Raw genomic sequence first — 22,465 nt, 5'->3', positions numbered from 1 at the left:
AATTTAAAATGTTTTCTTCCCTGGGTGAATCTGAAGATCGTGAGATTTTAGCTACATACCTTTCAGAAATTGCCAAGGGTCATACGCCTGAGATTTTGAATTCCAATTTCTCAGATATGGCCCTTGGTTATAAAGATGTCATTGATGATATTCTAGACACTCCCGGTCTAAGAGATTCCATCCAAAGACATACTTCATTGCGTGAGCACGTGATCAAAGAGATTGTCACGCATATAGAAGAAATTGCAGAAAGTTCTTCAGAAGTTCCTCAAATCGAAAGACAGAAAAAACGTTTGAGTTTACCTTTTGGTATGCGTTCTGGTAATGCAAAAGGAGACAAAGGGCATAATTCCAAAGGTGTCATGAACAAACTGATGGAAACGATGCGTAAAATCTTGAGTGGTAAAACACAAAAAAGACAAGATCAACTCCGTCAGAAGCTAAGCGAAAACGCCAATAAGTTTGATAAATCACAACACTTGGTCAGTCAGTTGATGGACCACCTTGGACTTGGTTTTGAAAAAGCCAAAGGACAGTGGCAACATACCGGCTTTGAGGTTTTATCTCGTTATGACCGATTGTTGGAAGACGAGGAAATGCTCAAAGAATTGGTAGATCTGTTGGGACGATACGCAAGTGCGGAATTGGAGGAAGAAAGAGAACAATTACAGGAAATCACTATCAAACCTTTTAGAAGAACCTTTACACATGGTAAAGAATCGCTGATTGGCGTGCATGAAAGTGACGACCTTTCTCAAATCCTTCCTGCAGAAGCCGCATTACTCGGTAACGAAGACACTGAACTGCTTTTCTATAAAAAGTTTGTGGAACATAAACTGCAGACTTTTGAACTGAAAGCAGAAGATCGTCCACCTCAAAAAGACGAGAGCAAAGAAACGCAGAAGGCTAGCACAAAAGAAGACGTCATGGGACCTATGATTTTGTGCATTGATACCAGTGCCTCTATGCTTGGTAAACCTGAACAGATTGCTAAAACGCTATGTTTTGCAGTAATGAAAATGGCCCTTGAGAACAAAAGGAAGTGTTTGCTTTTCTCTTTTGGTGCCACTGAAGATGAAATCAAAACCATCGACTTAAGCAATCTTCACAATGGTCTAGAACCGCTAATTGAATTCCTATCCATGTCATTTAGTGCAGGTACAAATGCTGGCCCTGCTCTGCAATCAGCCATTGAGTATATGCAATCAGATGATTACAGAAAAGCAGATTTAATGCTGATCACTGATGGTAAAATTCCACCTTTGGAAACGCCTGTATTGCATAAACTAAGAAAAGCACAGTCGAAAGACAGTCGATTCTTTGCGGTTACTTTTGGCCCTGAAAACGCTCCAGAACTAAAACCTTTTGATGTGGTATGGAAATACAGAGCCAGTAGAAAGGATAGTTTACTGGAATTTGCCAAGAAAATTAAAAAATTCAGACGTAAAAAATAAGGAGCTTTACATCAATCATTTAACACAAAGCACAAGTGATTGAAAAGGCAACTTAGAAATAATATTAAAAATTGTAATACTTTTGTAGTCTAGTGATCCCCCCTTATCACTAGACTTTTTTATTAACATTTTAAGTGAAGCATGTGAACTATGAATCACCTGCTTATATTACTGCACCACAATTTTATGACAGCATCTAAGAAGATGCTTTTGATATTAGCTTTATGTTCGATTGTAATTACTTCATACTCTAAAAATATAAAACTAAATCAACAGCAATATTTATTAAACGAACAACCTAACAAACTGTATACTTACCAAGAGTATGTAGTCTCTTACGGGTACTTAGCGGTTCAAACGATGAAAGAATTTAAGATCCCTGCCAGTGTTATCTTAGCACAGGCCATGCTTGAAACTTCTTTCGGTAACAGCACACTTTCACAAAAATCCAATAATCACTTCGGCATCAAATGTGGTGACGATTGGCAAGGTCAACGTGTACAACACAGTGATGATGAACATCAGGAGTGTTTCCGTGCTTATCCTTCTGTAAAAGATTCATTTTGGGACTATGGCCAATTCATTACTTCAAGACCTTGGTACCTCCATTTGTTTAAAATCAACACAAATAATTATAGAAGTTGGGCCGTTGGTTTACATGAAGCAGGCTACGCTACAGACCCACAATACAGCCAAAAAATCATCGATTTAATAGAAAGATATCAGCTATATCAATTAGACGAGATGTAAATCTGAAGTTGTTAAAGAGTGATAAATTTAGTTTAATATGAAACTTATTTAAAATTTAACCGTTTGGTTAATTATCTCATTTAAATCAGAATAGTGACACGGATTAGGAAAGGCTACATTTCTAATATTCAGTCATTAAACATAAAATTCAACCATTTGGTTAAAAGTAAATATTAAACAATCATTTATTGTCATACACTACGATCATGAAAAATAAAATCTTGCTACAACTAGTCATCTTAAGCATTAGCTTTATCCCATTTATCAATGCACAAGACGACCAAGGTCCAAATCAATATAAAGGTGATTACAAAGGAACCGGAACTAAAGCCGCTGGCTATGTCAACAATAAAGAAACCGTGGCTACTGAAGATATCAATGAGTTCAAAAATCAAAATGATATTTTCCAAACAGATACCACACAATTAAAAGCTACTTTAACTTCAGGTGTACCTTTGGGAAGATGGAATGAAGGTTTGATGTTTGAAGGTATCGCTCCTATGGATCATATGGTATCGGCCGCCAATTGGTACCCCAACACAGAAGATTTACTAGAAGATGAAATTAGAATCATCTTTATGGGATCTTCCCCACTTATCCGACCTGGACAAGCCAATACGTCAATTTTAATGCAATTCGGAAACGGTAAAAATCTTGTTTTCGATATTGGAGAAGGTTCTGTGGCCAACTTTATAGGAGCCGGATTAGCACTTAATGAAATCAATGATATTTTCTTAACTCACCTTCATGTAGACCACTACGGAGCATTGCCTTATGTGTATATGTTTGGTGCTTGGAACGGCCGTTGGAATGAACCGTTAAGAGTCACTGGACCTTCAGGATCTGAACCGAAATATGGCACGGCACACATGGTAGAAGGAATGAAAATGATGACGGAATGGCACAGAGATGCCTTTGATGTCTTCCCTATTGGTAGAGGCTGGGAAATTGAAGTCAATGAGTTTGATTTCACAGATGACGGAGGTGTTGTGTATGACCAAGACGGCATTAAGGTCATTCACTGGCAACAAGCACACTGTAAAGATGGTGCTTCAGCTTACAGAGTGGAATTCAAAGGAATGTCGGTTGTATTTTCAGGTGATGGCAGACCGAACAAATTAACGGCAAAATATGGTAAAGATGCGGATGTATTGATCACTGAAATGCAAGTTGAAGTTGCTTCCATCTCGTCTCAAGTTTATGGTGTTCCTGCAGTATTGACAAGATATACGATCGATACACACCACAATCCTGCTTATGCCGCTGGTAAATTATACAGTGATGCCAATCCTAGATTAGCCATGGCTACTCACACTTTTGATGATTTGTATGCCAACAACGAAATGGTAGCGGAAGTAAGAGAGCACTATAATGGACCTTTCCACTTTGGTTTTGATGGTGTGGTGGTCAACGTCACAAAAGATAAAATATGGGTAAGAGACGGTCAATTGCCAGACTATCCTAACGCCACTCCTCCTCAAGCAGGATCAGCTGTTGCCGAAAATGGCGGTTTGATTGTGCCTGTTCCAAGAAAGAAAAGAGAAGATATGCAGAATCAATATATCAGAGATATGCAGTATCAACCTGAAGAGTATTATCCAGAAGGATATCAACCTGAATTAACCTACATATGGCCTTCTGATAAACCCATATTTGTTCCTACAGAAAAAATTCCGGCATCAATGAAGAGAAGAAGAACTGATTTTGATGCAGACGGTAATTTCATCAAAAAGAGAGATTACAAACTCGACAATGTAGAATAAAAATTCTTGAATCAATTTATTAATCCATCAGGTCAGTCTGCAAAGGCTGGCCACTCCATACAATACCATGAAAAAAATCGTTTTTACTTTCGCCTTATTCCTTTTCAATACCCTTTTATTTGCTCAAACAAAAGAACAAGCTATCATGGCTTTGAGAACTGAAGAACACACAAAAGTTTCCATAGAAGAAAATACAGTCATCTTCAATGATCACTTTGGAGCTTTAGAAAATATAGAAAGTTATGAATACCTCGCACTAGAACTGGCTGAAGGTTTATATCATCAAATGTCAGATCAAATGTTTACTCCTTATTTCAATGTCCTGTTTAGTGAAGGATATGTTTACCAAAATATTATTGACTGCAAAAACGGCATTACTCTCAATCTTAATGCAAGTCCTGAAGGAATTGGTGTAAAGATCACAAAGTATCCTGAAGGAGTAGTAGCAGATGAATATTATGAGTTTTGATAATTAGATATTAGGTAGTAGAAAATTAGTTTTTTAGCTGATGTATTATAAAAGACTTGGAAGATTTCCGAGTCTTTTTTTATGCTTCACTCTCTGTGTACTGTTCTTTTAATCGATAAAGGACTGCTTTCATTTTTCTTTCAATAAAAGCATACGGCTCCTTTTTTCTAGAAACATACACAAAGGCAATACTCTCCACTCTCGCATTAGGGTTTTCGGCCATAAGAATGCTTTTATTCAAGCGGTAACTCTCTCTTAGCTGTCTTTTGATCCTGTTGCGGTCAGTGGCATTTTTAAAGCCTCTCTTAGAGACTGAAAATAAAACTTGAGGGGGAACTGAAGCCTGCTCTACATCTTCTGATAAAGTATAGTACACCTTGCAAGGAAACACAAATACAGATTTCCCTTTCGCAAACATTTTGTCAATGCTGCTTTTACTTTTTAGATGTTCACACTTGGGGAAAGTGGCATTATCAAAAGTTGGTGTTGATGACGGCTTCATAAAATTTTGGATAAAAAAAAAGTGAAGGTTCGATGCAGTTGCTGCCGCCGAACCTTCAGCTTTTATTTCTTTGTGCGGGCTTCCGCGGGGTACTATCTGAGCACCCCGCAGAGACGCTTAGATAAAAGCTGCAAGACTTTGTTGTCAATTATGCGTTAGCGGCAGCTTTTTGTTTTTTAGCAACAAGGCGCTCAGCTTTTTGAACTTGGCCTTTGTTGTAACTCAATTTGTCTTGATTTTTCAAGATCTTTTTTGCGATACGAGTTTTCATCACATTAATTTTTTAGTGTTCTGAAACACACCCTACTTTAGGGTGCTATCTACGCCTTGTGTTTTCTAGAGTCAGAAACTGTAAGGCTCTTTCTTCCTTTTTTTCTTCTTGCTGCAAGAACGTTACGTCCGTTTGCTGTTAGCATACGTTGACGGAAACCATGCTTGTTTCTTCTCTTGCGGTTCGAAGGTTGAAATGTTCTTTTCATCGTACTATGTAAGATTAGAATTTTTCGGCTTGCAAAAGTAAGCATACTTCTGCTAAACTACAAGCCGAATTTAGCTGACTATCACTATATTTCCATGAATTACATCGAAATTTCAAAAGTATTAACAGCATTAACACTTAAATAGTGCCTCGAAAGACGTTGAAAATCAAATTTTCAGACTATAAAAATGCGATGACTATCAATGATATACCTTTAAAAATCAACCCTATAACTAGTATAGTATTCTTTGTAAAAATGGATACATCAGTAAAATTCGCATGCAAAGATACGGTTTTTATTAATCTTTCCCTCTTTATTCTCTATTAATTCACAGAAAGAAGAAATTATTCACAATTAATCTGTCTCATTTACAGGATTCTACCACTTATCAACATATGAAATAGTTTTTTTTTTATTAAGATTTTAAACTCAATACCTATTTTACACATCTTATTCACATCAAAAGTCAGAAAATGAAAAAATTTATTCAGAATTACCTCAATAGAATCAGTTATTCACAAGAAACCTCCCCTAATGTTGATACTTTAAAGAAATTACAAGAACACCATCTTTTTCACGTTCCTTTTGAAAACTTAGATATTCACAACCACAAAAAATTAAGTCTGAATAAAGAAAACTTATACACAAAAATTGTAGAACAACGCAGAGGTGGCTTCTGCTATGAGCTAAACGGATTATTTTTCCTGCTCCTAAAAGAGCTCGGATTCAATGCTAAAATGATTTCAGCTTGCGTCTACAATAACACTAAAAAAGAATACGGTCCTGAGTTCGATCACTTGGCCATCATTGTGAATCTCCCGCAAGGTGAATATTTGGTGGATGTAGGATTTGGTGACTTCACTTTACATCCTCTAAAACTTACACTTGAGGAAAAGGTAAATGATCCGTTTGGAGATTTCATTTTTGAGGAAACCCATCAAGGAAGTTTTACTTTATATAAAATAGAAGGCACCACAAAAACACCTCAGTACTCTTTTACAAAAACAGCTCGTCAATTGGAAGAGTTTGAAGGGATGTGTCACTACCATCAGACGAGTCCTGATTCACATTTTACACAAAAGCGATTAATTTCTATTCCTGTGAAAAATGGTAGAATAACGATTTCTGGTGATGTATTGATAAAAACGGAAAATGGGATAGTAAGCAAAAGCACATTGGAAAACGAGGAAGCCTTTCAAGATGTATTAATGCAATATTTTAAATAACGTAGTCCCATGAACCATATATTATTTCTTAGAAAATGCCACCTTCAATCCCATCAAAATAAAAACAACACCGGCACCTTTATTCATCCATTTTTTGACAGTGCTATTTCCTTGAATTTTTGATGAAAAGGTAGAGGCCAGAAAAGTCAATAATAAGAACCACAAAATGGCAATTCCAGCATATACAACTCCCAAAAGCAGGAAAGGCATTTTGTCTTCTACTGCTGAAGGAGCGATAAACTGAGGGAAAAATGAGAGAAAGAACAGGGCAACCTTAGGGTTGAATAATGTCGTCATGATACCGCTTGTAAAATGTTTTCTTCTCTTCATTTCAACATTAGATAATGCCACGTTGTCATCCTCCTCTCCTTTGGCTAGAATGCTTTTAATACCTAAATAGATAAGATATGCTGCTCCCAAGTACTTTACAATCATAAAAGCCATAGCAGACTGCGCCAAGACCCATGAGAGCCCTACAGCAGCAAAGAATGTATGAATAAAAACACCTACGTTAATTCCGAAAGTAGAGAACACCCCTGCAATTTTACCTTGCGTGAGTGACTTATTGATAATAAACATGGTGTCTATACCTGGAGATGCTATAAAAAGAAATGCGGTAATGATAAATGCCTCAAAGTGCACGATTCCTGTATTCATCATTTTGGTTATGTTATTAGTTAGCTGAAAGTTTGATTGATTAACTAAATATAAAAAAAGGCCTTGATTTTATAATTAAAACCAAAGCCTTCTTCAAAAATATTTTCTAGATCTACTTTTCTACGCTCAACATATTGTCAATCTTATCCACAATGCTGTAGAAATCTGCATTCTCTTCTACAAAATCGTGTTCTGACATTTTGATTCTTAAAAGCGGTCCTTCATAAGCATCAATCCATTCGTTATAAAGTTTATTGAGGTTACTCAAATACTCTTCCGGAATAGTTTGTTCATAGCTTCTACCTCTTTTCTGAATCTGAGTTTTCAAGCGATCCAAGTCAGTATCTAAATAGATTAATAGATCAGGCTTTGGCAACTGGGAGGATAGGGAGGAAAATAATTTCCAATACGATTCAAAATCCCTGTCGTCCATTTGTCCTGACACATGCAAATTTTTAGCAAAGATATGAGCGTTTTCATCAAAAGAACGATCCTGAATAATAGGCTTACCTGAAGCATTAATATCCAACATCTGCTGAAAACTGTTATCTAAAAATCTCACCTGAGCATGAAAAGCCCAACGCTTCATGTCCTGATAAAAATCTTCTAGATAAGGATTATCTGCAGTACTCTCAAACTCCGCTTTCCATCCAAAATGTTCAGAAAGCATTTTTGTTAGAGTAGTTTTCCCTGACCCAATATTCCCTGCTATCGCTACGTATTGCATATTTTTTTGATCCTAAATGGGGTAGTTTAATAGAATTGATTGATTTTTGGACAAACAAAAAGTGTCTGTTACTGAAATAACAAACACTTCTTATTTATTATCTCTTTAGATTAAACGCGCGCTTTTGCCGCTTGTAACTCCGCATCGATGTTGGCCACAATCTGATCAAAGTGCGCCTCATTTTCTACAAAGTCTAAATCTTCCATTTCAATGACAAGTAATTTGCCTTTGTCATAGTTTGAAATCCACTCTTCATAGAATTCATTCAAACCTGTCAAATAAGCTCTCGAAATACTTTGTTCGTACTCTCTACCACGCTTTCTGATATGATCCAGCAATTGTGGTACACTTGTTCTCAAGTAGATCAAAAGATCTGGAGCAGGAGCATGGTCCGCTACAGATGAAAATACATTTTGGAAGACCTCGTTATCACGATCAGAAAGATGTCCATCTTGATTTAACTGACGAGCAAAAATGTGAGCGTCTTCATAGATAGATCTGTCTTGGATAATTGGCGTATGTGTTTTTGATACTTCCATCACCTGACGAAAACGACTGTTTAAGAAGTAGATTTGTAATGGAAATGCCCATCTAGACATATCACCATAAAAATCTTCCAAGTAAGGGTTGTCGTCCGCACTTTCAAATCTTGGCTCCCAACCAAAGTGTTCTGCAAGTTTACTTGTTAAAGTTGTTTTGCCACTACCGATGTTTCCGGCTATCGCTATATACATACGATAAAAATATTTTCAGATTAAGATTAATAACAAAAGAGGATTAGACTAAAGAGCCTACATTTTTACGAATACGCATTGCTGATTCAATAGCAGAAGCGATTCTTTCGAAATCATTAGGGTTGTTGACAATGTCTACGTCATTGACATCTACCACTAATAAACCACCTTTTTCATAATTGGAAATCCATTCCTCGTACAACTCATTCAAATTTAATAAGTACTCATCTGGAATAGTTTTTTCATAATCTCTACCTCTCTTCTCGATGTTGGATTTTAATTTTTCAAGATCGGCTCTCAAATAAATTAATAAGTGTGGAGGTGTAGCTTTTGCTTCATATAGTTTTGATAAAGCAGAATAGTTTTCAAAATCGCGTTGGTGCATCATGCCAGAACGACGTAAGTTTTCAGTAAACACGTACGTTCCTTCATATAAACTACGATCTTGGATTACCGGATTATCAACAGTAGCGTCTTGAACTTGTTCAAATCTGTGGTTTAGGAAATAGGTCTGCAAGTGAAATGCCCATTTCTCCATATCCTCATAAAAATCCTCTAAATAAGGATTGTTGCTTGTACTTTCATACAAAGCTCTCCATCCAAAACGTTCTGATAATAAACGTGTTAAAGTGGTTTTACCACATCCGATATTTCCGGCTATTGCAATATACATGAAAAATGATTTCTGAAGTAATTGAAGTTTAACTTGCCAACTTTCATCAGCGAAGTCCTGCAAATATATAGTATTTATAATCGCTTCTTTACCTAAAAGTAGAGAAAGACTGTTAATAACATACCGAACAATTATTAACGGCTGATTATCAATATAATGTTATTTAAATATAACGTATAAGAGAGCAAATATTCCCACTATTACAGCGGCTCTGATAAGGATAGGTTTTCTTTCTGCCTGACGGCTTCTTTCTCTAGAAAAAGAAATACTTCTCCTTACACCTTCAGCACTTTCCTCGTTTTTTTCTTCTTTCTTTCCATACTTTTCATAAAGTGCCTTTATTCTGGCATCTCTTTCTTCTTTTTCTGCATCATAGTAACGTGGTGTAAAATCAAACGTTCTGTGTTGCAATAACTTAAAAAATGCTCCTCTTTTCATTCTTATCTCTTTTAATTGATAATTTACCACATTTTCAGCACCTTGGCAAAAAAAATCAATCAATATTGGACAGGTGCCTGTCAACAAAAATACGCAAACTTCTCAGTAATTAATTGATTGATTTTATTTTGTTTAGATACAAGTGGGATCCGTTTTATTTTTTTAGGAGGATTCTAAGTAACAAGACAAAAGTAATAGGATACTTTATCCTATCTTTTTATCTAAAATTACCGGATTACATCTGTCCTAATACTTACTTCTTAAAATTTTCTCATTCTTTCATTTTATAGAACTATTAATGACATTTTGTTAGTATCTCCTGCTATTCCCTCTTAATTTTTGAAAGAAACACAATAAAATTCCTTTAATAATTCACCTGAATACACTTTAATATACAAAGTGAAACCCTTATACGTTTTTATTTTATTGCTGAACCTTTATTTTTGTGTGGGAATTTTTACGAAATTGCCGCTCAAACAGAAAACGAAAAATTATATTATAACATTTTAATTATGTCAGCAACAAAATTTGACCTGATCGTCATCGGTAGTGGACCCGGTGGATATGTGGCAGCAATCCGCGCTTCTCAACTAGGTAAGAAAGTAGCCGTAGTAGAGAAAGCAGAAGTAGGCGGTATCTGCTTGAACTGGGGATGTATCCCTACAAAAGCCCTTTTGAAAAGTGGTCAGGTATTCCAATACATTAACCATGCAAAAGACTATGGTATTAATGTAGCAGGTGAAGCTGAAGCTGATTTCTCAGCAATGGTACAAAGAAGCCGTGGCGTAGCCGCTGGTATGAGTAAAGGTGTTGAGTTCTTGATCAAGAAAAACAAAATTGAAAAACTTTTAGGTTTCGGTAAATTAGTGGGACCTAAACAAGTTGAAGTAACTGACGCTGATGGTAACTCTACAGTCTATGACGCTGAGAGCATCATCCTTGCTACTGGTGGTAGAGCGAAAGAACTTCCTCATATCAAAATTGATGGCGAAAAAGTAATCGGATACCGTCAAGCAATGACTTTACCTGAGCAACCTAAGAAAATGGTTGTTATGGGTTCTGGTGCTATCGGTGTTGAGTTTGCTTATTTCTATAACTCAATCGGTACTGAAGTAACTGTAGTTGAATACTTACCTCGTATCGTACCTAACGAAGATGCTGACGTTTCTAAAGAATTAGAGCGTAACTTCAAAAAGCAAGGCATCAACGTAATGACTAACGCTGCTGTTCAAACTGTGGACACTTCTGGAGATGGTTGTGTAGTTAAAATCACTGACAACAAAAAAGGTAAAGAAACTACTATCGAGTGTGACGTAGTTCTTTCAGCTGTTGGTGTAGAAACTAACCTTGAAGGTATCGGTTTAGAAGAAGTTGGTGTTGCTCATGACAAGGGTAAAGTTTTAGTAAATGATTACTACCAAACTAACATCCCTTCTGTATATGCAATTGGTGATATCGTGAAAGGACCTGCTTTAGCACACGTTGCTTCTCACGAAGGTATTATCTGTGTTGAGAAAATCGCAGGTTTATCTCCAGAGCCAATGAACTACGGTAACATCCCAGGTTGTACTTATACAGTTCCTGAAGTAGCATCAGTTGGTATGACTGAAGAGCAAGCAAAAGAAGCTGGTTATGAAATCAAAGTGGGTAAATTCCCATTCTCTGCATCAGGTAAAGCATCTGCGGCAGGTCATAAAGAAGGTTTCGTTAAAGTAATCTTTGATGCGAAATATGGTGAGTGGTTAGGTTGCCATATGATCGGTTCAAACGTTACTGAAATGATTGCTGAAGCGGTTGTAGCTCGTAAACTAGAAGTAACTGGTCACGAAATTATCACTGCGGTTCACCCTCACCCAACATTATCAGAAGCGGTAATGGAGGCTGCTGCCTTAGCGTATGATGAGTGTATCCACTTATAAGATATAGGTTGATCTTGTAAAAGGTCAATTTCTAAAAGCCATCAAGAGCGAAAGTTTTTGGTGGCTTTTTTATTGATCAATGCAGAAAGTTTATATTTTTCTATTTCAATACTTATCCATAGAGTCTACCACTTCACAAAGGATGGTACATATCCAAAAATTCTTCTCATGAGCCCCTCCTACTTCAATTTCATAATTAATGCATTAAAATATCCTCATAATCATATTCTTAATTGTTTTTTATAAATAATTACTTGAAGTTAAAAAGGAATATTCAAGCTATTTCTTACATAAAACCTACTTTAGGTTCATGAACTTTTTAAAGGCTAAAAACATTTTAGTGACATACCCTTCATAATTAAAACTGTATCATGAAAACACTATTACTATCTATTATCCTTACTTCTTTTGCTAATTTGAGTACACATGCTCAAAATCATCTTGCTCAAGAAGCGTTTGATGCTTACTGGAACTCCTTATCAGAGGATAACAACACCTATTCACAACAAAAAATAGAACAAGAAAAAAGAGAAATTCAGAAAGTCAGGAAACTGATCCATGAAAGTATCAGACAAGAACTGGCAGAGGTGAAGGAACTAAGTGGTGACCTTCTCACAAATTTCGCAGTAATCGAAGATCATTTTCATCAAGAATTTGAGAAACTAGGCCTTTCCTATACTCATTACGCAAACAGTGACAGAAAGAGTGATATTGCTCTTGAAAGTTGGGTGGACAACCATACCAATATGATCCTCAAGCATAAATTATCGCATGCTGAAGAGGAAATTAATAATTTTTATGATAGAAATCATTAGAATAAAAGTATAGATAGAGATTCTTCACCTTTTTTATCATTCGCCTGTAGAATATCTTTGCACGAATGTTTATGAACTCTATCTATAAAATGAAAAGAATTTTATCCACGCTATTGTTAACTTTTGTCTCATTATCAATATTTGCGCAATCAGAACAAGAGGAAAACAGTGCTCCGGCCGTTGAAAAAACTCCCTATGAAAAATCTGTGGATGTTTTCAAAAGAGGATTACGATTGGACCTTAACAAAGAAAAGACCTCTTATTTCAAGACAATAATTGGTATTCAGGCATGGTGGAGAGCAGGTGAGACAAATCCTGGTACTACAAATGCGTTGTCAGGAGAGCCAATCTCTAATTTCAGTGATTTCTCAATGCGTCGTATCCGTACGATGTTTTATGCTAATATTGAAGATAAGTATTTACTTTTTGCTCACATTGGTGCAACAAGTAACGCGACCAACTCCAACATAAACAACAACGTTTATGTACACGATTTCCAAGGTCAGATTAAAATTGCAGACAAGAATTATATCGGTGCTGGTATTCACTTCTGGCAAGGTTTAGCTCGTCTTTCAAGAGTTGGATCTAACAACTACCTTACTGTTGATCATCCTTACTTCAACTATCCTGAAGTAAACCGTACAGATGCAATTGTAAGACAGATGGGTGTTTTTGCTAGAGGTAATGTGTTAGGCAAATTGGGCTACCAAGTATCAGTCAATCAACCTATCATTTCTACAGTGGCAGGTGATCCTACTGTTGGAGGAAGACCAATGTCAAAAGGTGAAATGTTGGATTTTGCTGAAAGTGGACATGCTGGAGCAACTGAAGGCATGACTTATTTACTGAAACAAACCAACTATAATTACAACGGATATTTATACTGGCAATTCTGGGATATTGAAGCACAATCTGTTTCAGGAGCGAGTCAAATGAATTACTTCGGACAGAAAAGAGTATTCAATATTGGTGCAGGTTTCCAATATCAACCTGGTGGAACGGGAACTTACAGAGAGGATGTGAATGGAGACATGTACATTCAAGAAAATGATATTAAGAAATTAGCTGTTGATGTATTTTTAAGTACTCCACTTGGAAACAGCGGCGGTGGATTTACAGGTTATGCTGTGTATTACAACTACCAATATGGTAATGATTACTTAAGAACTTTACATGTGATGGGTGGATTTGCTGGTACAGATCCTAATGTTCCTTCATCACCACAAGGTCCTGGTTTCTCTCAATATTCGCACGGTACAGGTCATATCTTCCATACGGAATTAGGCTATACCTTACCAAAAACCATTTATAATTCAGAGAAAAAATTACAGCCTTATGTAGCCATTTCTTATAAAAACCTTGAAGGTTTAGATGAGACTTCTTTCCAAAGTGACTGCGGTGTAAACTGGGCTATTATTGGTCAGAATGTAAAAATGACTGCCGCTTATCAATTACGTCCAGTATATATGATCAATGATCTAGGAAAGAATGTTGTAGATCATCATGCTGGGTTGTTCGTCGCTCAATTACAGCTTCGTATCTGATACGTTTGAAGATGAAGGTATAAAAAAGGAGTGAAAATGGATTTGACGAATTCATTTTCACTCCTTTTTGATTTATTTTTTTCTTGGCTTTTTATAAATCGGTACTGTACTGCAAGGCTCGCCATACATTATTGTTTTAGCAATTGGGCGAAGCTTTTCAGTGATATCAACATAAGCCGTAACAGGTACATCTTCTTTACTGCACCCTTTTACCACTACTGGCTTATCAATAAATTGATCAGTATCTAATTCTGAAATTGCCTTTTCGAATAATTTTTCCTCCAATCGAGATAAATCACCAAATACAATTGTTTTAGCGTACTTTTCTAATCTTGTGGTTAAAAGCATGTAAGCCCAAGTGGGGATCACTACATCCTCTGAACAAGTGACTGCTACATGTTTATCTTGGTACTGTGACCAATCATGCTCTTTTATGAAAGCTCTAAAATCTTTTTCACGTAAGATTAATCCCTGAAAAAGCTGTTCTTTTATATCAATAAGTACACGCTCGCCTTCTGCTCGGATATCTTCCAAGTCAACAGAAATCAATGCACTCTGTGCTACTCTGTTTACTATTTCGTCCATAATTACAAATTTCTATAGTTTCTATTAAGACTACAAATTTGCTGTGAGATCTTTCTCATAGAAATCACAGACTGATGCTTCTCCATTAAAGTAAAACTTAAATTTACTCAAACCTTCATTTAGGTATTTCCCGTCATTTTCCGAGGAATGTCCAAAATCAATATAAGATCTTTTGTTTTCATTGATAATAGATAAAAAAACAGCATCTAATACTTTAAACTCTCTTCCTTCTAAAGAGTTTACAGAATATTGAAATTTACAAACATAAGGTGTCAAAAACACAATGGCTCCTGCCAACATTTTCCCATCCTTAAAGCCCCCTATCAACTTTATATTTTCTGGAAATTGATCCATTAAGAATTGAAGTTCTTTCAGTGAATGTGTAGGAGCTACTTGATGTCTTGTTGTTAAATTATTATTCAATAGGTTCCAAAAAGTCACAATATCATCCGAAGGCTGTATTTCAATATTTTGATGGAGTGCTATTTTATTATTCTTCCTTCTTGATCTGTCAGGTACAAAAGGGGTGTCTCTTTTAATAATCGTACTGAAATCTCTTCTTATCAATTTCCAGTCATTCATAAAAAGGGCATATTGATCTTCTTCTCCTTGCTCTGATTTATAAATGTAAGGGATCACTTTGTATACAATTTTTTGAACACCCTCGTTTAAGCAAAATTGTTCTACCGCCGATAAAATAGCGATTACTTTCTGAACAAAAGTTCTCTTTTTGTATAACAATCCGCCGAAGGTCAAACCTGCATGAGAAGAAACTATGTTGTTCGCTATTGATGCAGGAAAAAGTGCTACAATATTATTATTCTGATCTTCGATGATAAGACTGAAATCTGTGAAGCGATCTCGGTGATATTCCATAAAGTCCCTCTGAAAGAAAAAATGTTGCTGCATGCAATTTCCAGCAAAATTATTCCATTGAGTCTTATCAGATAATGAATATTTCCTTATTTTAAGATCCTGTTTCAATTGTTAATTTTTAATAGAGGTACGATTTTTTATATAAATATGTTGAAGGACTAAATCAAAATTACTTTATACTATTTTTGACTTAGCACTTTTAAATATTATTTTCAATAAAGATAAGTGATTGACTGATATTCCTCAGAATAGAGGAAAAAATAAGAATTAAGTCATTTTTCTCCTATGAAGAAAAAGTCATTTCGACTCTTTGTGATTCACTTTTTCAGGTCTTGTATATAAATCAATTAATGAAAAAAATAGCTTTAATATTTTTAATAACATTTATCGCTCATTCCCTTTTAGCTCAGAAAGACATTAAATTAGCTAAAGATAAAATTGCAAAAACAAAGGCTATTTTAGACGATACTCAATATAAGAAAGAAGCTTCTTTAAGTGAACTCAATGATATTGAAGCACAAATTGAAGGGCGTGAACATTATCTACATCAAATTCAAAATAGAATCACAGAAGCACAAAATGAGGAAAAAGAAGCCATCATTGTAGCTGATTCACTGCAACGAAAAATTGAACTTTTAAAAGAAGAATACGCTGAACTCGTTTATGCTGCGTATAAAACTGGAGGCGATTTTCAACAACTTGCTTATATTTTTTCGAGTGAAAATTTTACACAATTTGTCCGCAGGGCCAATTACCTTGAGCACTACAAAGATGTCAGGAAAAAACAGATTTTAGAAATTGAAAGATCTCAAGAATTACTGATCAATAAGAAAGAGGAAATTGAAGCTAGAAATAAAGAATCCTTTGCTTTACTAGAAGAAGAAAGAGTTCAACTTTTACAACTTAAGTCTTTGAAAGAACGACAAACCAAAGTAGTCAGCGACTTGAAGCTTAAGGAAAGAGAATTAATCGTACAGCTTGAAAAGGACAGAAAAGCCTTGTCTGAACTTCAAAGACAGATGCTGGCATTGACATCTAATGTTTCAAAAGAAGGAAATATTTTTGAAGACGAAATAGAAGTTACTGCAACTGCTGAAAATAAAATCAACAATAAGAACGTCACAACCAAAAGCTTCCTAGAAACAAAAGGCTTACTGAAATGGCCTGTGGAAGGTGGTATGATTACAAATCATTTTGGCGTTCGTCCCCACCCCATTCTTTCTGGAGTGACCATTGAAAACCATGGTATTGACCTTAGAGTGAAACCAAATGCTATTGTAAAAAGTGTATTCAGTGGAGTAGTCACAGCTGTAACAAAAGTTCCCAACTTACAGAATGTGATCATGCTTAGACATGATAATTTCTTTACGGTTTATTCCAAACTCAACAAAGTCAATGTAAAGGTAGGCGATGTTGTTTCCATTAACTCAAAACTTGGCAATGCAGGACAAAATGCAGATGGTACTTTTGAAATACAATTTCAGATTTGGAATATGGAAGGGGAAAAATTAGATCCTGAAGAGTGGCTTAGTAAAAAGGAATAGTCTTATAGAGATTATAATTATTAAGATAAACACTCAATGTGGGTACACTATAATTTATTTTTTACCTTTCTTTTTAGGATATTTAATTAAGCATTTACCTTTATTAATACTCATTTAGGAACTCAGTGCGTTTTATAACGTTGATAAAAACTGAAAATATAAGATAACAAGATATTATGAAAAAACTTATTGGTACTATCGTCGCTCTTTTTGTATGCTTCAATCTGTATGCTCAAACTCCTTCTTATACTAGCAAGGTTCAAGGTCAGAATATGGACTTTGAAACGATAAAAACATTAATTAAAGCGGAGAAAAGAGGAGTTCTTAAAGAAAATATGAATTTATCGGAAGCGGAGGCAGAACAATTCTGGCCTGTTTATGATAAATATGAATACGAGCAAAGTCAGCTTTTAAATGAGCAATATGCTTTATTGAAAGAATATGCTGAAAGCTTTGAAACATTGGATGAGAAAAGAACTGAAGAGTTGATGAATGCCAGTTTTAAGCTGAACAAAAAAGAAATCACATTAAATCAAAAATATTTCAAGGCGATGAAAAAAGTAGTTTCTACTCAAACTGCCGCTCGTTTTGTACAAATTATGGGACAACTGAATACAGTAATTGACTTGAGTATGACACAAGAATTACCATTGGTCAATAATCTTTAGTTCTACCAAAAAATACAACAAACTGCCAAAAAACGGGCCATTTCACTTTCATGAAATGGCCCGTTTTTATATCAAAATATCAATCAATTATTATTGATTATCAAAAGTAGATATAAAGTTTACATCAAACCCGTCAGGTGTATCAGAAGCGTTGTCTTCAATTTTCACCCAAGTAAATTCTCCAGAATAAGTTCCTAAATCAAACTCATTATTAGCAATTGATGCATGACCAAGAGACACCCAATTTGGATCATTTAATAACTCATCACTGAAATATCTTGCATTGTTGCCGATAAGAATAGATACTTCTGCTTTTTCACCATAAGCATTGAAAGCATCCTCTATTGTAGCATACTCCGCTGATTTGTTCCAGGAAGTTTCAACCACTTGAAGAACTGTGTTTTCATTAATCATAACATTAGATGGGAAACGCATTAAAATTGTACCACCTCCAAGAGAAACAAACTTACTTCCGTTCTTACTGTAATCTGCAATGTCAGCATTTGCTGAATTACGTCTAGATTGTGTAGAGATGTTATGATTATCTTCTGATAAATCTAAAACTTCATACTGCTCCACATTAATTCCCGGACGATAAATTTTCACCTCGGCATATTGATGATTTGGCAAATCTCCTCTGTACCAAGCATTGTAATATTCTCCATTTAACTCTTTGTTGCTTAAGCTTGAAGTGTTAGACGTATTTTTATCAAAAGCCTGTGTAGAAGCCATATCACCCCAATTGTGAACCAAACCTGGGCTTCCATCACTCATCTGCATGGCAATTTCAGCATCTACAATTTCACCGTCCAGCGTTCTCAACTGTAAGTTGTTACTTTTATGGTGAGATGTCATCACTAAGTTATCGCCTGTTAAAGCAGCACCTGTTACCCTGCCTGCTCTTCTACTTCTGCTCTTAGTCTCTGGATCTCTTGCCTTGTTCAAACCTCCAAATATTTTTCCTGCATCAAAAGAGATCTCCATTGTTTCATAGTTCCATTGAAGCTCAAGGTAAATTGCAGTACCACCTTTCCATTGCGAGAAAGAGATCAATCGTTGTTGCTCAAAGCCATCTGTTTCAGAAGCATTTTGAGTAAACAAAATATCACCACCTTGGAAACGCACTTTTTTAGGATTAAATGGTGTAACATCTTCAAAGTATTCTTCACCATCTTCTGTTGATTCAACTTCTAGATTATTTGAGAACTTATATTCTAAAGCATGTACCCAATTTTCATTGTTGCTCAATGAAGGATCTTGTCTATTCCAGATTTCTGTCCAAATATCTTTCCCTGTATTAATACCTGAAGGGTCCACAGTTCCATTTCCTTTATCAGAAACTACTCTATAAAAACCAGCTTTACCAGCAATGAATAGGTAACCTTCCTGATCAACATCTACCTGCGTGATACCACCAATTTTTCTCATGTAATAAGCTTGAGGATTTGCTCTCACTTGATCAATACTTGTATTCAACTGATGGTGCTTATATCCCATCAGAATAGAAGATCTTACCTCACCTGTTTCAATATCTACTAAAAAGATTTTACTCTTTTTAGCCACCACAACAGTGATGTATTTATTATCAGGTGAAATACACATGTGGCCTCCGGCAGGAATTTGTTCTGAGGTCTCTAATTCTGTTAGAGTTGCCTCTCCTTGTAATCCTTGGAAATCATAATTCACTTCATAAATAATAGATTTTCCATTGGCTGAATTTAACAAAAATACTCTTTGATTGAACGGCATTCTCAAACTAGAATACAGTTCTTCACTTACATTAGTCAGCTCCTCATTTTTGTGTTGACACGAGAAACCAATGAATGCGAGTAATAGCAATAAACTTGCTTTCGTTAGCTCTTTCATAATAGATTTATTTAATAAAAATTTTGAGTTGTACCAGGCGAGTGTCCTAATACTAAGGCGAAAATTAAAAAGTAGAAAGTAGCAATGTTGCTTTATATTAGTGAACCAAAGGTAATAATTTAAAATTTACATAACATAGTGCTACACCGTAAAAAAAGAAAATCAGTAAGTGATAAATTGTTACATCCTATAGAGAAAGAACATTGATCGATATAAAAAAACAGCCTAAAAACCATAAAAAAGCAGATTATCTCCTTTAGAAGAAAGTTTCACTGAAAAAGATCTAACGCTATAAAAGTTACCTTTTTAAGATACAATTTTCTCAGTGTGAAATTTATTTCCACCTGTGATTGTGAAGGTTATTATGTGATGAGCATAAAAAAGGTTCTCTCATGCATCTTTTCTTTCAAAACAACCTCTTTATCTTTATTAGATTTCATTTTTATTTTGGTATATTAATGTTCTAATTTATCGGAATAAATAATCACTACTACATTGTAACTCCACCTTTTGTTATATGTTTTTTACAACTATCACTATTGCTGGCTCTGACACTTTGGGTGCTGAAATTTCTTGGTACATAGCCTTCAAAGGCTATTCCGTGATATTATATGATGCCTCAGATATTGGTTTAGAGATTGGCAAGGTACTTCATGAGAAGTTTGCATCAACATTTGTAGAAAAAAATATGATCAGTGAGCTTGAAGCTGAAAATATTTTAGCACAAATACGTTACACCAGCAACATTGAAGAAGCCATCACTGACTGTGACCTTCTTATTGAATCAATTCCTGAAAAAATGGAATCTAAAATAGATTTCTATCATAAAATTTCGCAATACATTTCACCGTATACTATTATCGCCTCCAATAGTGATTCTTTTGTTCCGAGCGATCTAGCTCCTCATTTCAAATATCCACAACAATTTGTCGGCGCCCATTTCACCAATAGAATTTGGGAGAATAGCCTTGTGGAAATTATGGGGCACCCTGACACTGATTTACTCGTCATCGAAACTCTGATCAATTTTATAAAAGCACTGGACATATTACCTATTGTATTACAAAAAGAAAATAGTGGTTATATTTTAAATTCTCTTCTTATTCCAATGTTGTCATCTGCATTAACCATGTTTCAGAAAGGAATTGCTTCTTTTGAAGACATTGATAGATCATGGATGTCAATTGGCAACAAATATGGACCTTTTGTAATTATGGATGCTGTGGGGTTAGATACGGTATATAATATCGAAAAATATTTAGGGGAAAAAGAGAACGATCCACAGCGTATTTCAAATGCTGACTTTATAAATAATAAATATATTAAAGAGGGTAAATTAGGTATTATCTCAGGTGAAGGTTTTTACAAATACCCCAACCCTACACATAGTCGGGAATCCTTTTTAAAAGTATAAAGAAACAAGCGTAAAAAAAACTCCTTAAGCTCTACTTGAACTTAAGGAGTTTTTAATTTGAATAACCGTCTTAGTCTAATACTTTAGGTACTCTGAAAAAGTCCGCATCTTTCTTCGGCGCATTTTTCAAAGCATCTTCGTGACTAAGCGTATATTCAGCTTTATCTTCTCTCCAAACGCTTTGCTCTTGTGTCATGTGAGTTAGAGGTGCTACACCTTCAGTATCAACCTCTTCTAATTTTGCTACCCATTCCACAATTTCATTCATGCTCTTCAGCATTTTTTCCTCACTCTTCTCATCCATTTCCAAACGAGCCAAATGAGCAATTTTCTCTATAGCTTCTTTATCAATAATCATAAAATAAATAGCTTAATTTTTCACTCTAAAACACTAATTACGTCATTTTTTAATAATTCTGTAAAATTTACATCAATATTTTACAAATTATATTCTTTTGGATAACGTAATTTTAGTTCTGATTCAATCACTTCCTTCACTTGATCCCGTAAGGTTGCCACATCATTAAGTGTCATTCCCTCCGTTGAAATGGGTTCGTGTTGGACAAGTATCAAAGGTGACCATGACAATCTTGGAGCTAATGCTGGCCAAATCTTCCAATTTGTTACAATGGTAATCGGCACCACAGGCTTTTGTGAACGAATAGCAATGATAAACGCACCATCCTTAAACTTATTCAATGTTGGCGGTGTTCTGTTTTGTGTACCCTCTGGAAAAACACCAATGCTGAAACCTTGATTCAGCTTATTGAGGCATTTTCTAAACATCTCTTCTGTTTTTTCAGGGTTACCTCTATCCACACAGATGTGTAGGTTTCTGAACATCCACCCAAACAAAGGAGCTGTGGCCAAACTTCGTTTCCCTAAAAAAACCACAAATTGATTTACAATCAACTGAATAGCTGGAATATCCAAGAAAGAAGAATGATTAGACACAAAAACATAAGACGCTTTGGTATTGAGTTTAGCTTTTCTAATACGTGTCACAGGAACAAAGATCATGAAGTAAGTAAACCTAGCCCATAATCTATTGAAATAATAAGTTGATTTTAGTAGTTTTTCATTGGAAGACCAGATAATGATAGCAAAAAATGGATAAAGCAATATCAATCCTAATGCAAAAATACTGACTCCCCAAATCAAATATAGTTTTAGAATAAATGCCATTCTTAAAAAATTATAGTAAGATGTACTTTCAAACACAATCAAGATATGCTCTTCGACAAACTAAAAAATAGGAAGAAAAATTTTCGCTTGAGTGTGTGCGGTAATTTATATAAAGTAACATGAATACTTAAAGTATGCTTGAAACACTTTCTCTGCACTTAAAAAACAATTGAATCC

Annotated in this window: 24 protein-coding genes; 11 read left to right on the top strand and 13 right to left on the bottom strand. The window is 35.3% G+C overall.

Translation table 11 applies throughout. The features are described from left to right. Positions 1-8 precede the first annotated feature (8 nt). From AVL50_RS26225 to AVL50_RS26210, 4 genes are all read left to right on the top strand, one after another. Entirely contained in the window at positions 9-1,454 is a 1,446-nt protein-coding gene (locus tag AVL50_RS26225; RefSeq protein ID WP_172826922.1) for a VWA domain-containing protein, read from the top strand. 204 nt (positions 1,455-1,658) lie between these two features. Further along, a complete protein-coding gene (locus AVL50_RS26220) occupies positions 1,659-2,204 on the top strand; it encodes a glycoside hydrolase family 73 protein (RefSeq protein WP_172826921.1) in 546 nt (181 codons plus the stop codon). 206 nt (positions 2,205-2,410) lie between these two features. Beyond that, complete coding sequence (gene gntH, locus AVL50_RS26215; RefSeq protein ID WP_062619992.1) at positions 2,411-3,967, top strand: guanitoxin biosynthesis MBL fold metallo-hydrolase GntH; 1,557 nt, start codon at positions 2,411-2,413, stop codon at positions 3,965-3,967. A 67-nt stretch (positions 3,968-4,034) separates the two neighbouring features. Continuing rightward, positions 4,035-4,436 carry a hypothetical protein gene (locus AVL50_RS26210; protein WP_062619990.1) on the top strand — a complete coding sequence of 134 codons (402 nt, stop codon included), beginning with the start codon at positions 4,035-4,037 and terminating at the stop codon, positions 4,434-4,436. 79 nt (positions 4,437-4,515) lie between these two features. Here AVL50_RS26210 and rnpA read toward each other — a convergent pair whose 3' ends face one another. The 3 genes from rnpA to rpmH all read right to left on the bottom strand — a co-directional run bounded on the left by rnpA (position 4,516) and on the right by rpmH (position 5,417). Continuing rightward, entirely contained in the window at positions 4,516-4,938 is a 423-nt protein-coding gene (rnpA, locus tag AVL50_RS26205) for a ribonuclease P protein component (RefSeq protein ID WP_062619988.1), read from the bottom strand. A 148-nt stretch (positions 4,939-5,086) separates the two neighbouring features. Further along, positions 5,087-5,209, bottom strand: a complete 123-nt coding sequence (locus tag AVL50_RS33755) for a hypothetical protein (protein WP_255515979.1) — start codon at positions 5,207-5,209, stop codon at positions 5,087-5,089. 49 nt (positions 5,210-5,258) lie between these two features. Continuing rightward, the gene (gene rpmH / locus AVL50_RS26200; RefSeq protein ID WP_062619986.1) at positions 5,259-5,417 is read right to left on the bottom strand and encodes a 50S ribosomal protein L34; all 159 of its coding nucleotides are present in this window, start codon (positions 5,415-5,417) and stop codon (positions 5,259-5,261) included. A gap of 473 nt (positions 5,418-5,890) precedes the next feature. Between rpmH and AVL50_RS26195 the strand changes: the two genes are divergently transcribed. Continuing rightward, on the top strand, positions 5,891-6,643 hold the full coding sequence (locus AVL50_RS26195) for an arylamine N-acetyltransferase (protein ID WP_062619985.1): 753 nt from the start codon (positions 5,891-5,893) through the stop codon (positions 6,641-6,643). Positions 6,644-6,664: 21 nt separating this feature from the next. On the opposite strand, the gene AVL50_RS26190 is transcribed toward AVL50_RS26195, so the two are convergent. The 5 genes from AVL50_RS26190 to AVL50_RS26170 form a co-directional block, all read right to left on the bottom strand. Next, positions 6,665-7,303 (bottom strand): LysE family translocator, encoded by a 639-nt coding sequence (locus AVL50_RS26190; protein WP_216639089.1) that lies wholly within the window; start codon positions 7,301-7,303, stop codon positions 6,665-6,667. Between the two features lie 109 nt (positions 7,304-7,412). Then, positions 7,413-8,027, bottom strand: a complete 615-nt coding sequence (locus AVL50_RS26185) for a deoxynucleoside kinase (protein ID WP_062619983.1) — start codon at positions 8,025-8,027, stop codon at positions 7,413-7,415. Positions 8,028-8,137: 110 nt separating this feature from the next. Beyond that, positions 8,138-8,761 (bottom strand): deoxynucleoside kinase, encoded by a 624-nt coding sequence (locus AVL50_RS26180; RefSeq protein ID WP_062619981.1) that lies wholly within the window; start codon positions 8,759-8,761, stop codon positions 8,138-8,140. A gap of 43 nt (positions 8,762-8,804) precedes the next feature. Continuing rightward, positions 8,805-9,434, bottom strand: coding sequence for a deoxynucleoside kinase (locus AVL50_RS26175; protein WP_062620047.1), 630 nt, complete (start codon positions 9,432-9,434; stop codon positions 8,805-8,807). Positions 9,435-9,593: 159 nt separating this feature from the next. Next, positions 9,594-9,872, bottom strand: a complete 279-nt coding sequence (locus AVL50_RS26170) for a hypothetical protein (RefSeq protein WP_157491566.1) — start codon at positions 9,870-9,872, stop codon at positions 9,594-9,596. Positions 9,873-10,384: 512 nt separating this feature from the next. Between AVL50_RS26170 and lpdA the strand changes: the two genes are divergently transcribed. From lpdA to AVL50_RS26155, 3 genes are all read left to right on the top strand, one after another. After that, a complete protein-coding gene (gene lpdA / locus AVL50_RS26165) occupies positions 10,385-11,791 on the top strand; it encodes a dihydrolipoyl dehydrogenase (RefSeq protein ID WP_062619977.1) in 1,407 nt (468 codons plus the stop codon). Positions 11,792-12,162: 371 nt separating this feature from the next. Then, positions 12,163-12,606 (top strand): hypothetical protein, encoded by a 444-nt coding sequence (locus AVL50_RS26160; RefSeq protein ID WP_062619976.1) that lies wholly within the window; start codon positions 12,163-12,165, stop codon positions 12,604-12,606. 89 nt (positions 12,607-12,695) lie between these two features. Next, entirely contained in the window at positions 12,696-14,150 is a 1,455-nt protein-coding gene (locus AVL50_RS26155; RefSeq protein WP_157491564.1) for a hypothetical protein, read from the top strand. Between the two features lie 72 nt (positions 14,151-14,222). On the opposite strand, the gene AVL50_RS26150 is transcribed toward AVL50_RS26155, so the two are convergent. Further along, positions 14,223-14,735: a DUF2480 family protein gene (locus AVL50_RS26150; RefSeq protein WP_062619971.1), complete on the bottom strand. Its 513-nt coding sequence runs from the start codon at positions 14,733-14,735 to the stop codon at positions 14,223-14,225. Positions 14,736-14,765: 30 nt separating this feature from the next. Further along, positions 14,766-15,644 (bottom strand): GNAT family N-acetyltransferase, encoded by an 879-nt coding sequence (locus AVL50_RS26145; protein WP_172826920.1) that lies wholly within the window; start codon positions 15,642-15,644, stop codon positions 14,766-14,768. A 317-nt stretch (positions 15,645-15,961) separates the two neighbouring features. Here AVL50_RS26145 and AVL50_RS26140 point away from each other — a divergent pair, with 317 nt between their 5' ends. Both AVL50_RS26140 and AVL50_RS26135 read left to right on the top strand, forming a co-directional pair. Continuing rightward, complete coding sequence (locus tag AVL50_RS26140) at positions 15,962-17,155, top strand: murein hydrolase activator EnvC (RefSeq protein WP_062619968.1); 1,194 nt, start codon at positions 15,962-15,964, stop codon at positions 17,153-17,155. Positions 17,156-17,331: 176 nt separating this feature from the next. Further along, the gene (locus AVL50_RS26135; RefSeq protein ID WP_062619966.1) at positions 17,332-17,823 is read left to right on the top strand and encodes a hypothetical protein; all 492 of its coding nucleotides are present in this window, start codon (positions 17,332-17,334) and stop codon (positions 17,821-17,823) included. A gap of 90 nt (positions 17,824-17,913) precedes the next feature. On the opposite strand, the gene AVL50_RS26130 is transcribed toward AVL50_RS26135, so the two are convergent. Then, positions 17,914-19,689, bottom strand: a complete 1,776-nt coding sequence (locus AVL50_RS26130; RefSeq protein WP_062619964.1) for a hypothetical protein — start codon at positions 19,687-19,689, stop codon at positions 17,914-17,916. A 517-nt stretch (positions 19,690-20,206) separates the two neighbouring features. On the opposite strand from AVL50_RS26130, the gene AVL50_RS26125 reads away from it, so the two are divergent. Continuing rightward, positions 20,207-21,103 carry a 3-hydroxyacyl-CoA dehydrogenase NAD-binding domain-containing protein gene (locus tag AVL50_RS26125; RefSeq protein ID WP_062619963.1) on the top strand — a complete coding sequence of 299 codons (897 nt, stop codon included), beginning with the start codon at positions 20,207-20,209 and terminating at the stop codon, positions 21,101-21,103. Between the two features lie 70 nt (positions 21,104-21,173). Here the strand turns inward: AVL50_RS26125 and gatC are convergent, their stop codons facing one another. Further along, positions 21,174-21,461: an Asp-tRNA(Asn)/Glu-tRNA(Gln) amidotransferase subunit GatC gene (gene gatC / locus AVL50_RS26120; RefSeq protein ID WP_062619961.1), complete on the bottom strand. Its 288-nt coding sequence runs from the start codon at positions 21,459-21,461 to the stop codon at positions 21,174-21,176. Positions 21,462-21,541: 80 nt separating this feature from the next. Then, complete coding sequence (locus AVL50_RS26115; protein ID WP_157491560.1) at positions 21,542-22,288, bottom strand: 1-acyl-sn-glycerol-3-phosphate acyltransferase; 747 nt, start codon at positions 22,286-22,288, stop codon at positions 21,542-21,544. Positions 22,289-22,465: the final 177 nt, after the last annotated feature.

Source organism: Flammeovirga sp. SJP92 (assembly GCF_001583495.1).
Classification (GTDB): Bacteria; Bacteroidota; Bacteroidia; order Cytophagales; family Flammeovirgaceae; genus Flammeovirga.
Note: the sequence above shows the minus strand (reverse complement) of the source record. Positions and strands in the feature narration are given on the sequence as shown.